General features: G+C 65.8%; 11 protein-coding genes and 5 pseudogenes. 12 read left to right on the top strand and 4 right to left on the bottom strand.

The features are described from left to right. Positions 1 to 328 precede the first annotated feature (328 nt). The 6 genes and pseudogenes from ACTVZP_RS20445 to ACTVZP_RS20470 all read left to right on the top strand — a co-directional run. Positions 329 to 673 carry a transposase gene (locus ACTVZP_RS20445; RefSeq protein WP_443214006.1) on the top strand — a complete coding sequence of 115 codons (345 nt, stop codon included), beginning with the start codon at positions 329 to 331 and terminating at the stop codon, positions 671 to 673. After that, positions 670 to 1,023 carry an IS66 family insertion sequence element accessory protein TnpB gene (gene tnpB, locus ACTVZP_RS20450; RefSeq protein WP_443214007.1) on the top strand — a complete coding sequence of 118 codons (354 nt, stop codon included), beginning with the start codon at positions 670 to 672 and terminating at the stop codon, positions 1,021 to 1,023. Before ACTVZP_RS20445 ends, tnpB begins: the two co-directional genes overlap by 4 nt. A gap of 64 nt (positions 1,024 to 1,087) precedes the next feature. After that, entirely contained in the window at positions 1,088 to 2,776 is a 1,689-nt protein-coding gene (tnpC, locus tag ACTVZP_RS20455) for an IS66 family transposase (protein ID WP_443214008.1), read from the top strand. A 233-nt stretch (positions 2,777 to 3,009) separates the two neighbouring features. Continuing rightward, positions 3,010 to 3,471, top strand: a pseudogene (locus ACTVZP_RS20460) (transposase); the annotation flags it as partial. A gap of 33 nt (positions 3,472 to 3,504) precedes the next feature. After that, positions 3,505 to 3,795, top strand: a pseudogene (locus ACTVZP_RS20465) (IS256 family transposase); the annotation flags it as partial. 231 nt (positions 3,796 to 4,026) lie between these two features. Further along, positions 4,027 to 4,257: pseudogene (locus ACTVZP_RS20470) on the top strand (IS256 family transposase); the annotation flags it as partial. A gap of 122 nt (positions 4,258 to 4,379) precedes the next feature. Here ACTVZP_RS20470 and ACTVZP_RS20475 read toward each other — a convergent pair. Beyond that, complete coding sequence (locus tag ACTVZP_RS20475; RefSeq protein WP_443214009.1) at positions 4,380 to 5,093, bottom strand: DnaA N-terminal domain-containing protein; 714 nt, start codon at positions 5,091 to 5,093, stop codon at positions 4,380 to 4,382. A gap of 361 nt (positions 5,094 to 5,454) precedes the next feature. On the opposite strand from ACTVZP_RS20475, the gene ACTVZP_RS20480 reads away from it, so the two are divergent. Together ACTVZP_RS20480 and ACTVZP_RS20485 are read left to right on the top strand one after the other, a co-directional pair. Next, positions 5,455 to 6,762, top strand: coding sequence for an AAA family ATPase (locus ACTVZP_RS20480; protein WP_443214010.1), 1,308 nt, complete (start codon positions 5,455 to 5,457; stop codon positions 6,760 to 6,762). Beyond that, positions 6,762 to 7,817: a ParB/RepB/Spo0J family partition protein gene (locus tag ACTVZP_RS20485; protein ID WP_443214011.1), complete on the top strand. Its 1,056-nt coding sequence runs from the start codon at positions 6,762 to 6,764 to the stop codon at positions 7,815 to 7,817. Before ACTVZP_RS20480 ends, ACTVZP_RS20485 begins: the two co-directional genes overlap by 1 nt. 369 nt (positions 7,818 to 8,186) lie before the next feature. Here the strand turns inward: ACTVZP_RS20485 and ACTVZP_RS20490 are convergent, their stop codons facing one another. Next, complete coding sequence (locus ACTVZP_RS20490; protein WP_443214012.1) at positions 8,187 to 9,068, bottom strand: recombinase family protein; 882 nt, start codon at positions 9,066 to 9,068, stop codon at positions 8,187 to 8,189. Positions 9,069 to 9,359: 291 nt separating this feature from the next. On the opposite strand from ACTVZP_RS20490, the pseudogene ACTVZP_RS20495 reads away from it, so the two are divergent. The 4 genes and pseudogenes from ACTVZP_RS20495 to ACTVZP_RS20510 form a co-directional block, all read left to right on the top strand. Beyond that, positions 9,360 to 9,790: pseudogene (locus ACTVZP_RS20495) on the top strand (hypothetical protein); the annotation flags it as partial. Between the two features lie 24 nt (positions 9,791 to 9,814). Next, a complete protein-coding gene (locus ACTVZP_RS20500; RefSeq protein ID WP_443214013.1) occupies positions 9,815 to 10,057 on the top strand; it encodes a type II toxin-antitoxin system Phd/YefM family antitoxin in 243 nt (80 codons plus the stop codon). Further along, the gene (locus tag ACTVZP_RS20505) at positions 10,057 to 10,458 is read left to right on the top strand and encodes a type II toxin-antitoxin system VapC family toxin (RefSeq protein ID WP_443214014.1); all 402 of its coding nucleotides are present in this window, start codon (positions 10,057 to 10,059) and stop codon (positions 10,456 to 10,458) included. The genes ACTVZP_RS20500 and ACTVZP_RS20505 overlap by 1 nt, the downstream gene beginning before the upstream one ends. Positions 10,459 to 10,485: 27 nt before the next feature. Further along, positions 10,486 to 10,719: pseudogene (locus ACTVZP_RS20510) on the top strand (recombinase family protein); the annotation flags it as partial. Between the two features lie 13 nt (positions 10,720 to 10,732). On the opposite strand, the gene ACTVZP_RS20515 reads toward ACTVZP_RS20510, so the two are convergent. Continuing rightward, positions 10,733 to 11,233: a hypothetical protein gene (locus tag ACTVZP_RS20515; RefSeq protein WP_443214015.1), complete on the bottom strand. Its 501-nt coding sequence runs from the start codon at positions 11,231 to 11,233 to the stop codon at positions 10,733 to 10,735. Continuing rightward, the gene (locus ACTVZP_RS20520) at positions 11,230 to 12,615 is read right to left on the bottom strand and encodes a glycoside hydrolase family 15 protein (RefSeq protein WP_443214016.1); all 1,386 of its coding nucleotides are present in this window, start codon (positions 12,613 to 12,615) and stop codon (positions 11,230 to 11,232) included. Before ACTVZP_RS20520 ends, ACTVZP_RS20515 begins: the two co-directional genes overlap by 4 nt. Between the last annotated feature and the right edge of the window lie 211 nt (positions 12,616 to 12,826).

The raw sequence follows: 12,826 nt of genomic DNA on the forward strand, positions 1-12,826 counted from the left end.
CACCCGACCCTCAACGCCAACATGTGGCTCCCGCGCGGTGGCCACGGAGAGAACCTCGGAGCCCAATACGCAGAATGAAGCGCAGCGAGATCAACCCTTGACCAACGCGATTAGAGAATCAGATGGAACGTCATCTCGCCGCCTCGGGCCAGCGGATCATGCCGGGGCGACCGCGACCGGAAGGCGGGCGATGCCCACATGAAGGCCGCGACTTCGCGCGCGATCGCCGTGTTAGCGGTATGCGCCGCCTATGGCCCATTGAGTTCCCGGGTTCCGGATCGGGATGAGAGGGGCGAGTCTCGTTCTGAGGGTTCAGAAGGAGGCGACCATGCCGGATGGCGGTGAAGGGTTCGACGGCCGGATCGTGGCAGAGAGCTTCCGCCCGGGCGTCCGTGTGGCAGAAGTGGCGCGGCGGCACGGGGTGCTTGCGCACCAGCTTTCGGCTTGGCGGCGGCAAGCCCGGAAGGGGCTGCTCGCTCTGCCCGAGGACGCGGTGGAGGGCGTGGAGGCTGCCTTCGTGCCCCTGACGGTGGAGCCGGAGGTTGGCGCCGGGCTAGATGGCCTGTCGGGCGTGGTCACCATCGAGATCGGCGTCGTCGTCCTGCGGGTTCCGGGTAACGTGCCGGCCGAACGGGCGGCGGCGCTGGTGCGGGCGCTGCGAGAGGCACCATGATCATCGCCGGACAGCGGCTGCCGATCGTCGTGGCGACCCGGCCCGTCGACTTCCGCTGCGGCCATCAGGCGCTGGCGCTGATCGTGCAGAACGAGCTGAAGCTCAATCCGCATTCGGGCGTGACGGTGATCTTCCGCTCGAAGCGGGGCGACCGGCTGAAGATTTTGGTCTGGGACGGCAGCGGCCTGGTGCTGATCTACAAGCGGCTCGAGCAGGGAAACTTCGCCTGGCCGAGGATTCAGGACGGGATCATGCGGCTGTCCCGGGCGCAGTACGAGGCTCTGTTCGAAGGGCTGGAGTGGCGTCGGGTGGTGGCACAACGGGTGGCGCCTCCGGCTGCGGCGGGGTGACTCAGGCGGTCGTTTCGGACCTTGTTTTACTGGGGTCCGCGGCTCGGATCGGGTAGAAGGGCGCATGTCGCAGCCCCTCGATCTCAGCCGGTTTCCGGATCTTCCGCCCGAGGTGGTGACGGCCTTCCAGGCCCAGCATGCGGCTCTGGAAGCGGCCCGGTTCGAGGCCTCCGTCGAGCGTGCCGCGCGCCTGCACGAGCAGGCGGTTGTGGCCGAGAAGGACGCCTTCATTGCCGAGCTCAAGGAACTGATCGGGACGCTGGAGGGCCAGGTCGCGCAGTACCGGCAGGCGAAGTTCGGGCCGAAGTCCGAGAAGCTTGATCCGGCCCAGCTGGAACTGGCCCTCGAGGATCTGGAGACCGCCATCGCCGAGACCGAGGCGCGCATCGCCGCGGTCGAGGAGAGGATCGCGGCCAGCGCTCCCGATGCGGAGAAGAAGCCCCGCGCGCCCCGCAGGGCCCGTGCCCTGCCGGACCACCTGCCGCGGGTCGAACGGGTGATCGAGCCCGAGAGCATCGCCTGCCCGTGCGGCTGCGGGGACATGGTCCGGATCGGCGAGGACCGCACAGAGCGGCTCGACATCATCCCCGCCCGGTACCAGGTGATCGTCACGATCCGCCCGAAGTACGCCTGCCCGAAGGGGCGGATTGGCGTCGTCCAGGCCAAGACTCCGGCGCATCTGCTGGAAGGCAGCTGGCCGGCCGAGGCGCTGCTTGCCCATGTCGCCGTGGCCAAGCATTCCGAGCACATGCCGCTCAACCGGCAGGCCGTGGTCATGGCGCGGCTTGGCGTGCCGATCGACCGCTCGGTGCTGGCCGACTGGATGGGGCGCACCGGTGCCCTGATCGCGCCTGTGGTCGACAGGATGGCGGAGTTGCTGAAGGCCGGCAGCTCTCGGCTCTACATGGACGAGACCACGGCGCCGGTGCTGGATTCCGGGCGCGGCAAGACCAGGACCGGCTATCTCTGGGCCATGCTGCGGGATGACCGGGGATGGGGAGGTGCCCTGCCTCCTAGCGTCGTCTTCCACTACCGCCCCGGGCGCAGTGGCACGTTCGCCGACGAGATCCTCGACGGCTTCGACGGCACCATTCAGGTTGACGCCTATGGTGGCTACAGCCACCTGGCCAAACCTGACCGCAAGGGCGGCAAGCCTTTGGCGCTGGCGTTCTGCTGGGCTCACGGTCGAAGAAAACTGATCAATGCCAAGCCGAAGAAGGGCTCGCCCATCGTCGACGAGGCGCTCCTGCGCATCGCGGCGCTTTACAAGGTCGAAGACGCCATCCGCGGCTCGGCTCCCGACCATCGCCGGGCCGTGAGGCAGGAACGCTCCCGCCCGCTGGTCGACGCCTTCTTCGCCTGGCTGGCCGCCCAGGCCGCCCGGGTCTCGCGCAAATCGGGCCTCGGCGAGGCCATGGCCTACATGCTCCGCCGCCAGGACGGCTTCCGGCTCTTTCTGGAGGATGGCCACCTCGACATCGACTCCAACCTGGTCGAGAACGCCATCCGCAGCCCGGCCATGAACCGCCGCAACGCGCTCTTCGCGGGCCACGACGAGGGCGGACGGTCCTGGGCACGCTTCGCCAGCCTGATCGGCACCTGCAAGATGAACGGCGTCGAGCCTTACGCCTACCTGCTCGACCTGTTCACCCGGCTCGCCCACGGCCACCTCGACAAGGACATCGACGCGCTGATGCCTTGGGCCTACATCCCGGCGGCCAACACCAAGGCCCCCTCACAACCGGTGAAATGACCTCATTCGTGAGTACCCAGTGAGCTCATATGAGCTCAGACAACCACCGGACGCCGGCGTCGCCGGGCGAGAGCGCAAGCGAAACCTCAATGGGGAGGAGACGCCGCTTACTGTTAGCGTCCGAGGAACTGGTGTAATTTATCGCCGCCAGCGATGTGATCCCGGGTGGCCATCGAGGTGTAGGATCGAGATGGAGTTTGGCGACTTCAACCACGGACCTTACGGAGACCCCGATGACCAAGACGAACATGGGCCCGTCCGAGCTTCTGGCCAAGCACGATCAGGGAGACTTCCTGCGCTCAATCGCCGAAGCGGTGCTGCAGCTGATCATGGAGGCCGCTGTCGAAGGCCTGAGCGGCGCCGGCCGGCATGAGCGCAGCGGCGAACGCACGACTTCGAGGAACGGGTATCGGGACCGCGCCCTCGATGCCCGCAAGACCTCGGAGCAGGCGCTGGTGGCGGTCATCCAGGAGGCTTGGATCAGCCGGGTCTCGACCCGGCGTGTCGATGAACTGGTGCATGCAATGGGGCTGAACGGCATCTCGAAGAGCACGGTCTCCAAGCTCTGCAAGGACATCGACGAGCGGGTCGGCGAGTACCTGAACCGCACGCTGACCGGCGAATGGCCCTATGTCTGGCTGGACGCCACCTATCTGAAGGTGCGCGAGGGCGGGCGGAACATGCCCGTCGTGGCCGCCAACACCGAGATCAGCCGCGTCAAGACCTGAGCCGCGGCGGCCACGGCCATCGAAATTTTCACCGAGAGACACGGCGCGAAATACCCGCGCGGCGTCACCTGCCTGACGAAGGACACCTACGCCCTGCTGGCGTTCTTCGACTATCCGGCCGACCGCTGGGGCCACCTGCGGACGTTCAAGACGGTCTTCGAGCTGGTCCGGGCCGCCACGAAGACTTGGCGCAGACCCAAGGCCGCGAACCACTTGCCTCGCGTCATCGAGTTCGTGACATTCACCAACGGCGTCGCCACCACAGGCGACAGCGAGATCCGCGCCGCTTGATCAGGCCCGTCACCCAAAATCAACCATAGCTCTCTTCAGACGGAGCGCTACGCCTGTGTCGGAGGATACCATGATCATCCCGTTCCACCAGCGCGGGTCCGTCCTTGACCGACTTATAAATATCGCGCGCGAGGGTGTGCGGCACTTGCTCACAGCGGCGCTGAAGGCTGAGGCGGACGCCTTAGTCGTGAGTTTTGCCGAGGATCTGCTGCCCGACGTTACAGCTTTGCCTGTCTCGAACCTTGGCAATGGAGATCAGCGGGCACGAGCGACTCCATCGAGCCGCTCAACGAGGTGTTCCGCCACCAGGTTCAAGACCTGGACCGTACTGCCTAGCGCCGAGATCGTGCCGATGCTGCTCTGGCGGTGCTGGCATTCGGCCAGATCCAGATGGAAAAGGTCGACGACTTGGAGAAGCTGACCCAGCCTCTCGACCCGATGCCTCTTGATCGCGCGGCCTGAGGAACCGACCCTCGCCATGCCCGGAGTACGTAGCCAAGGAATTTCCACGCGACCGCGATACGACCATGAAAAATCGGTTGCAGCTCCGGGTGGAAATCAGCAGCCACGACCCCTGCCCCGCCTCAAACTGCCGACACGATTTCGCACCGCGCATCCGGCCCGAAGCAAACACGAAGCGGATGCTCGATCTCCCGCCGCAGATGCGTGTCGACATATTGTGCCGCGAATCGCGAAGGAGCACAAAGCGTCACGACACCATGCTCCGCCCTGAGGAGGGTGAGGCGCGCGTACCATGATGTGAAATGAGCAGGGTGTGCATCTTCCAGCAGCCGCAACATTCGTTCCCACGGGCTGAAAGCCCCGGCACGGGTTCCTGATGTGAAGTCGACATGCACAACGTGAGCCGTCGCCGCGGCCGGAGTGGCGACGGCTTGCCCCGATAGTCCATACCTGCCGGTCATGCGCGCCGCGAAATCCGAGCCTACCTTTTCCCATTCATCCACGGTGGATGAATAGATCGCTGAAATGTCCAGCGAGTAGACTGCCACCCTGCCCTTTACGCCTCTGTACTTGAGCACCAGAAAGCCGGTGTCGATCAACCGGCGGGTTTCCCGCTTTGCGGTGCGTTCATCGACCGACCAGAGCGCGGCCATTTCGCGCTGGCCGATCGCCATCTCGCCGCTTATCCAATTGTAGCGCGCAGTCACTAAGGCGACGAGTCGAAGGATCGACGTTTGGAGTGTGCCGCTCGAAGCCAGACCTTTGACAGCCAAAGCTGTGAGGATGTCATATTTCTCGGCCCCCGCACCGGGACCCGTAAGCCGCGCATTCTGCATAGTGTGCCTTCACTGCCCGGTCGGCTTGATCTGCCGATTCCTCTGGCGTTCACTGTGCCATTCTCGCGTTCTTTGTCAACCCGGTTCGTAAGACGGGATTACCGTGGTTCTTCGAGAATAATGTAGGTCAGGACCTTACTGGTATTGCGGGCCATCTTGGGTGTCACCCTTTTGGGCGCGGGATGTCACCGTTTGGGCTTTAATGTTTGCGCCGGTGTCACCGTATTGGCTGGGAGCCCGGCGCGATAGACGCTCTTTGGCCACATCAGCTTCAGAAACGCGATAATTGGAGTCTCGAGAATTGGCCAATGGCAAGTTTCGCGCTATTCTGCATCACGAGTACAAAAACGCGAGTAATGAGATGCGCGACTTCAGCTATCTGCAGGACATGAACGAGCGGAGCCTGGTGCAGCAGGCGGCGGTGCGCAAGGCGACCTTCTCGCCTTCCGAGACCAAGCAACTGCGGCCCTTCTCGATCTGGGAGATTTCGAGCTTCATGTTCGAGGTCCCCGCCGACACGCTCCGCAAGAAGTTGGCCGAGGATCCCTCGCTGCCGCAGGGTGTGGTGGAGGAAGAGGGCCGCCAGCGGTGGTTCACTCTGGTCGAGATCAACGAACTCCGGCGCCGTGTGCGCTTCCGCGGGAAGAAGCTGCTGCCCGAGCGCCCCAAGGGGCGCGCGCTGCGGGTGGCTGTGTCGAACTTCAAGGGCGGCGTCGGCAAGACCGTGGTGGCCCAACATCTTGCGAACGCCGCAGCCCTTGACGGCTACCGCGTTCTGGTCGTCGATTTCGACCCGCAGGCGACCCTGACGCATTCGATGGGTTTGGTGGAGGTCAAGGAGTGGGACACGGTCTGGGGCATCATGTGCCGTGACCTCTGCAAGGAGTCTGATAGGATCATGGAGGCCTATGACGACCCCGCGGACTGCCCCTACCCTGCCGCGGACGAGTTGCCGAAGGACGTCCAGGAAATTGGCACGATGCGTGTACAAGACTTCATCCAGCGCACGGCCTGGCCGACCATCGACATCATCCCGTCCTGCGCCAATGCGGCCTTCGTCGAGTTCGCCTCGGCGCAGTATCGGTCGCTGCATAAGGCGTGGTCGTTCTTCGGCTGCGTCGCGCGCTACCTCGACGAACTGCCCGACGACCAGTACGACCTCGTGATCTTCGATTGCCCGCCGGCCATCGGCTACCAGTCGCTCAATGCAGCCTTCGCGGCGGACGTGCTCTACATCCCCTCCGGTCCGGGGTATTGGGAGTACGACTCCACGACCTCCTTCCTCGGGCAGTTGGGGGACGCGTTGCAGGAAATCTCGGTCGGCTTCGAACGCATCGCGGCCGATGCCGGCATCCAGCTACCGAAGCGGTTCCTTGATATTCGTGTCCTGATGACCCGGTTCGAGGCGTCGAATCCGCTCCATGTCGCGATGCTCGAGGCGTTCCGGAACGTCTTCGGCGCCGACGTCTGCCGACACCCGATCGAGATGACCCGCGCGGTCGAGCAGTCGGGCCGGTTCCAGATGTCGGTCTACGAGCAGGATTACCGGGAGATGACCCGCGAGACCTGGAAGCGAGCCCGGCAGTCCTTCGACAGCGCCTACGCAGAGTTCAAGGAGACGGTCCTGAAGGCTTGGAAAGAACGCAACGGCATGCAGGAGGCGGCGTGATGGTCAAGGGCAACAGATTCGGCATCGGACCTGTCGAGGGCCCGTCGACTGGCGGGAGCCGCCGCGGCCGCGATCCTGGTCCGATGGGCGTGGCCGTGCGGGAGAGCGCTGCGAGTGCGCAAGAAGCGAGCGATGCATTGGTCGAGCAGCGACGGCAGAATGCGGCTGACGCACGGGAGTTCCGGTCGGCGCGCGACGAGGGTCGGGTTCTGGTACGGCTTCCGGTAAGTGAGATCGACGTCGACCAACTGCCTCGCGACCGGCTGGATCTTGAAGGAATTGCCGAAAGCGACGAGATGGATGAGCTGAAGGCGTCAATCCGCGAACGCGGACAGCGCGAGCCGATCGAGGTCTTCCTTGCCGCGTCGGGGCGCTACCAGCTCAAGAAGGGGTGGCGCCGACTGACGGCGCTGCGCCAGCTGCATGCCGAGACCGAGGAGGATCGCTTCTCCTGTGCCATTGCGCGCGTGACGCTCGCGGACGCCGACCGCGCTGACCTCTACGTCGACATGGTGGAGGAGAACGTCATCCGCCAGGATCTGAGCTTCGCCGAGATGGCGCAGATTGCCATCGCGCTAGCCGCTGATCCGCAGGCCGGGGTGGGTGATGCGGATGCGGCCGTGGCAAGGCTCTACCGCTCGCTCCACAAGGTGAAGCGCTCCTACATCCGCTCCTTCGTCGCTTTGATGACGGTCTTGGGCAAGGATCTCCCATTCCCTCGGGCCATTCCGCGCGACCTCGGCGTGGAGATCGCGCGCAAGTTGGATGAAGGATTGGAGATCCCACTCGCTCGGCTTTCGGCCTGTGCGTCCGCCAATGAGCAGAACGAGATGCTGCGGGAACTGCTGCGAGGTGCTAAGCGGGCGGTTCAGGTGGTGGCTGAAGCCGCGCCCACCGCGCGGCAGAAGTATGAGTTCCGGGTAGGAGACACCAAGGTGACCGCTCGGAATGGCGAGTTTCGGATCCGTGCAGCTTGCGACTATTCCGGTATCGAGCGCCGGGTTCTTGAGCGCGCGGTCCGGGCCTTCCAGGACGCCTTGTCTCGCAAGGATTGACGTTGTCCGGTGCCGGTTACCGATCGGTAACCGGCACCAATTACCGGCCGGTAACAGCCCATCGCGACCATAGCATCCTTTCGGGCACCTGTCCTGTGAACGGAAAGGGTGGCTGGACGGTCATCACAGCTTGCGCAGCCAGCCGTCGCGGCCCGATCTCCTCAGGTTGACCTGGCAGCGCCAGCCGCACCAACAAGGCAGCTGAGGCTGCGCCCCCCGACGGGAAGAGTTTCTGATCGTCTACGTGTTGACGGCGCACTGCGGAAGGTCATCAACGACAGATGTGCTTGAACGTGGTCGCAGACTCGAACGGCCTAGTTCCGACCTTTCAGCGCCAATGCAGTGCTGAAGCGGCGTATTGCGACGTTCTTAGAGCATCCCCAGCTTCCTTGCGCGTTCCAGGAGCATCCTGACCGACGACGGCTGCCAGCTTGTCCGTCCTCGCGGGGTTCGCTCGCGCATGGCCTCGAGGCGGGTGCAGATCGCCTGCAGGGTGATGTCGGGATCGGCGCCCCTGATGGCGGCGACGATGGCGGGCAGGCGGTCGTCGGTTTCGCGCCGGCCGGCGCGTCCGAGGACGGTTGCGGGGAGGAAGCCGTCGCGGACATAGGCGTTGACGGCGCGCAGGAGGCGGCTTTGGGTCCAGCGCCGATCCGGGGGCAGGGGGGCGTTGACGATGCGCAGCACGTCTTCCCAGGCCATGGCGGGGCGCAGGCGGCGGACGTGGGGCACCCAATCCTGCGCGGTCTCACCCAGCCGGTCCATGTAGCCCTCGGCGCGGGCGAGGCGGACCTTGCGCAGGGCGGCGGGATCGCGGGCACGGAGGCCCGGATTGCCGCCGACGCGGCCTTGCGTGCGGGCGCTGGCGAGGCCTGCCTTCGTGCGTTCGCGGATCAGGGCGCGCTCGAACTCGGCGGCGGCGCCGAGGACCTGGAGGGTGAACTTGCCCTGCGGGGAGGCGGTGTCGATCGGATCCTCCAGCGAGCGGAAGAAGGCGCCCCGCGCCTCGAGCCGCTCGATCACCTCGAGGAGATGGGAGAGCGAGCGTGCGAGGCGGTCGATGCGGACGACGACGAGGGTGTCGCCGCGGCCGATCCGTTCCAGCACGCGGGCGAGGACGGGGCGGGCGCGATTGCCGCCGGAGGCCTGCTCCTCGTGGATCTCGGCGCAGCCCGCGGCCTTCAGGGCCTGGGTCTGGGGGAGGGGGGTCTGGTCCTCGGTGGAGACGCGGGCATAGCCGATGAGGGGCATGGGGCGGTTCGGGGGCCGTTTTGCGGTTTGGGATGTGGTGAGTAAACGACCGATTGCAAACGGATGCAAGCGCTCTCTCTGTGGTGCTGTTCAACGGAACACCCTTGGTTTCCTGAGCCTGAATACGATCAGAGATGTCTCGCAGGCGGCCGCGCGCGTGCTATAGAAAGCGTGTAGAGGCACGCCGGCAAAACCATTGGGTAACGTGCAAAAGTGCTGTATTTTGCACATAAAAAGCTTAAAGCACCTGTATTTCATGATAATTACGGCAGTCTTCCGTCTGCTGTCGGAGTGGTTGAGGAGACATCCGAAGACGATCTGTGGTTCCTGCCCAGTTCGATCGAAACGGAGCCCGACGATCTCCCCTCTGGGCCAAGGGCGGAACCCTGGGAGACCGCGGTTCTCGACGACTGGCGGAAGGCAGAGGCGGGGCTGCCGCACGGCTCGCCCGCGTTGCGGGTCGGTTCGGCGCGCTGAACGAACGGCTGAAGTGCGGGCCAGAGTGCTGGCGGCACAGGCTCGCCCTGATCGAGGGGGCAGACCTGAATTGGTTCGCGGGTGACCGGATCGGGCCGGATCGTCTTGCGCTCTGGACCGCACTGCGCCTGTCGGGCGTGCATGACGACGCGACGGCGCTGGCGCATATCGGATGGGGGGTGCGGCGGTTGACAGGCGGGCCCTTGGTATTGACGGAACCGAGCAGAGCTTCCTATCTAGACAGAAGTCTAGCTAGGTGAGCAGTTTTCATGTGGACGCTTCAGGACGCAAAGAACAGGTTCAGCGCAGTGGTCGAGGCTGCCCTTGCCGGCGTGCCGCAGGAGGTGTCGCGCCGGGGACGGCCGGCGGTTGTCGTCCTGTCTCTCGACGAATACCACCGGCTGCTGTCGGGCGCACGAGATGGCCGCGGCAGCTTCGCCGAGCATCTGCTGGCCTTCCCGGGCGAGGCAGGGGAGCGTATCGAGGTGAAGCCGCGCGACGTTGACTTCTGATGTATCTGCTCGACACCAACGTGATCTCGGCGGTTCGTCGTCCCGATCGGGCGCCCCAGGTTGCAGCTTGGCTGGCAAAGCGCAACGAGGCCGACCTGTTCCTGAGCGTCATCACCCTGGGTGAGATCGAGCGCGGCATTGCCCGCCAGGATCAGCGCAACCCGGCCTTCGCGGCCGACCTTCAGGCTTGGCTCGACCGGACGGTGCGGCTCTTCTCGGATCGCATCCTTCCCTTCGCCGCCGAGGACGCCCGGATCTGGGGGCGGCTCTCCTGCCGCCTCGGTCACAACGGCGCTGACCTGATGATCGCCGCCACGGCGCTGGCCCGTGGGGCCGTGGTCGTGACCGGCAATGTCGACGACTTCCGCCCGACCGGGGTTCAGGTGGAAGATCCCTTCTGAGGGGCCGCGTCCGCCGAGGACCGTGCTTCGGGCGTGCGGGACGATCGGCCGGGGCTCGAGGCCTGCCTGCGTGCCCTGCGGCCGGAGGACGTGCTCGTGGTCTGGAAACTCGACCGGCTGGGCCGCACGCTTGGCCGGACCTTTCGGTTCTCATGCCCTGGCATCGACCGATGGACAGGGGCCCCGCGACAACGTCTCGGGATACCGGGTCAACTTCACCCGAATTTCATGCGGCGGGTTCCGGTCGGGACGCGATCATAGCCGGAAGCCTGTCTCAGAAGCCGTACCCCATGCCGAACACCAGGCCGTAGACCGTTTGCCCGAGCACCGCGCTCAGCGGCGTCATGCGGCCGTAATTCAGCCCGAATGCGCCCGGGGGCTCGAGGCGGGAGAGGGCATCCGGACCGTCGTAGCTTGATGCGACGTTGGGGTGGAAATGCGGCAGTGCCGGCAGGAACACCGTGGCAAGGAACACCCCATGTGCAAGGCCGAGCGCCGTCGAGGTCCAGAATGCGGACTGGCCGACCAGTTCCACCGCCAGCGCGTAGAGGAGGGCGAAGGCCCAGCCCCCGAGGATGTAGAGCACATAGCCCAGCATCATCGCGCGGTCGCGCTGCAGGCTGAACGCCGCCCCGAAGAGCAGCGGCAGGCTCATGCGGGACAGGCCCGCCATCCGCATCCCATCCTGCACGGTCGTCATCGCGGCGCTTGCGAGCAGGCCCCAGACGGCGATGGCGGTCGCGTTCTGGCCGATGTCGTGCCACGCGCCGATCACAGCGCGCGCTCCATGGCCTGGTCGTCATCTTCCGGGTCCATTTCCCCGCGAGGCCGCCGTCCGCCGTCTGCCTCCTCTATCGCCATTGCCGCACCCACGAGGCCCGCGTGCGAGAACGCCTGAGGGAAGTTGCCGAGCATCGTGCCGTCGCCGGCATCGGTCTCTTCTGACATCAGGCCGAGATCGTTTGCATCCGCCACGAGCGCCCGCATACGTTCCCGCGCCTCGTCGATCCGGCCCGCCCGCGCGAGGTAATCCACCGCCCAGAAGCCGCAGGCGACGAATGTTCCCTCGCGGCCGGGCAAGCCGTCGGACCCGTGCGGGTAGCGAAGCATCCGTGCGCCGTGGCCAAGGTCGCGCTCCACCGCCTCGAAGGTCGCCACCATTCGCGGGTCGTCGGCCGCTAGGAACCCGACCCGCGGCAGAAGCAGCAGCGCCGCGTCCATGTGCGCCGCTCCGAAGGCAGCCGTGAGACAGCCGCGTCGGGGGTCGATGGCGTGGCGCAGCACCGTCTCGCGGATCGCGTCGCGCTCGATGGCATAGCGGGCCGGATCCGCCTCCAGCACTCCCCGGCGGCAGAGCCGCACGGTCGCATCGAGCGCCGCCCAGCACATGACCTTGGAGTGGGTGTGATGCCGCCGTCCGGTCCGGAACTCCCAGAGCGAGTTGTCGGGCAGCGTCCACTCCGCACAGACCGCATCGGCCAGTTCCAGCAACCGGCTCCGGGTCGAGGGTCCGAACGTTCCCCCCTCCCGCACGTAGTGGAGCGCCGAGGCGAGCACCTCGCCACGGACGTCGAGCTGAAGCTGGCTCTGGGCGCGGTTGCCGATGGTGACGGGGTTCGAACCACGCCAGCCCTCGAGGCTGTCGACGCGGCGCTCGCCCGCGTTGCGACGGCCGAACAGATCGTAGAGGACGCGCAGGTTCGGCGCGTCGAGCCGGGTGGCGTGGATCATCCACCGGAAGAAGGCCTCGGCTTCGTCGCGCGAGCCGAGGTCGAGGAAGGCGCGCAGGATGAACGACGCGTCCCTCAGCCAGCAGAAGCGATAGTCCCAGTTGCGGCCGGCGCCGACCGCCTCCGGCAGCCCTGCCGTGGGCGCAGCCAGCACCGCGCCCGAGGGGCTGAAGTTGAGAAGCCGGAGCACCATCATGCTGCGCTGCACGGCCTGGCCGAACTCGCCGCCGCGCGCATGGGCGAGGTGGCTGCTCCAGGCCTGACGCGTATGGTCAAGGTCGCACCACGGCTGGGCGCCGAGCGCGGGAATGATGCCGATGTCGTTGCAACAGAATGAAAGCGACAGCGCCCGCCGCTCGCCCGCGCGCAGCCGTTCGCGCCCGCGGATCGTGGCTGTCGCGGCCTCGTGCAGGGGGATGCCGAACATCAGACCAGCACGAGCAGCGTGTTCAACGCGATGGTCCGTCCGTGCAGACCGTGAAGCAGGCGATGTATGTTACGGCCATGGACAGAAAGCAGTGCGACGACAACGGGGCCAGCCGCGCCGTGGTCCGCCCGAAACCGCTAACTGAGAGATGATTTTGCGTAAATATCGTTGAAAATGGCTATATAGTCGCCCATTTAGGGCGTCGGAGGCG

This window comes from Rhodobacter sp. NSM, assembly GCF_052244495.1.
Taxonomy (GTDB): Bacteria; Pseudomonadota; Alphaproteobacteria; order Rhodobacterales; family Rhodobacteraceae; genus Cereibacter_A.

Coding starts and splice junctions, on each gene's coding strand:
- ACTVZP_RS20485 (WP_443214011.1), top strand. CDS start 6,762: ATGGTCAAGGGCAACAGATTCGGCATCGGACCTGTCGAGGGCCCGTCG.
- tnpC (WP_443214008.1), top strand. CDS start 1,088: ATGTCGCAGCCCCTCGATCTCAGCCGGTTTCCGGATCTTCCGCCCGAG.
- ACTVZP_RS20475 (WP_443214009.1), bottom strand. CDS start 5,093: ATGCAGAATGCGCGGCTTACGGGTCCCGGTGCGGGGGCCGAGAAATAT.
- ACTVZP_RS20490 (WP_443214012.1), bottom strand. CDS start 9,068: ATGCCCCTCATCGGCTATGCCCGCGTCTCCACCGAGGACCAGACCCCC.
- ACTVZP_RS20505 (WP_443214014.1), top strand. CDS start 10,057: ATGTATCTGCTCGACACCAACGTGATCTCGGCGGTTCGTCGTCCCGAT.
- ACTVZP_RS20520 (WP_443214016.1), bottom strand. CDS start 12,615: ATGTTCGGCATCCCCCTGCACGAGGCCGCGACAGCCACGATCCGCGGG.
- ACTVZP_RS20445 (WP_443214006.1), top strand. CDS start 329: ATGCCGGATGGCGGTGAAGGGTTCGACGGCCGGATCGTGGCAGAGAGC.
- tnpB (WP_443214007.1), top strand. CDS start 670: ATGATCATCGCCGGACAGCGGCTGCCGATCGTCGTGGCGACCCGGCCC.
- ACTVZP_RS20480 (WP_443214010.1), top strand. CDS start 5,455: ATGCGCGACTTCAGCTATCTGCAGGACATGAACGAGCGGAGCCTGGTG.
- ACTVZP_RS20500 (WP_443214013.1), top strand. CDS start 9,815: ATGTGGACGCTTCAGGACGCAAAGAACAGGTTCAGCGCAGTGGTCGAG.